The sequence below is a fragment of the Borrelia persica No12 genome, from assembly GCF_000500045.1.
GTDB lineage: Bacteria > Spirochaetota > Spirochaetia > Borreliales > Borreliaceae > Borrelia > Borrelia persica.
This window is the reverse complement of the sequence record NZ_AYOT01000215.1, coordinates 1-284: the sequence shown is the minus strand read 5'-3', so window position 1 is coordinate 284 and position 284 is coordinate 1. Positions and strand designations below refer to the sequence as shown.

General features: G+C 33.1%; 1 pseudogene. It reads right to left on the bottom strand.

Annotation, left to right across the window (positions count from 1 at the left end):
* A pseudogene (locus U881_RS0107585) lies at nucleotides 1-284 on the bottom strand (terminase); the annotation flags it as partial.

Sequence of the window (284 nt, the reverse complement as noted above, 5' to 3'; positions counted from 1 at the left end):
TTTTTTTTCATAGCATCTAAAAATGCCAATTTTGCATCCTTGATACTACCAACATTAGAAAATGGTGAAGCAATCTCATACTGTTCGCAAGCCTTTTCTAAGTGTGATAAAAGTTTAGAATCCTTGAATGCATCAAGTTCAGCCTGCTTTTCAGCTTGTTTCCTAGCTTTAGTAAAATTACTCTCAACTTCTGCTAATCTTCTTTCAAAATCCTCTTTCGAGATCATATCTGGTAACTTTTTAGAATCTGAAACCAATTTCTCATACTCATCAACAGAAATTGT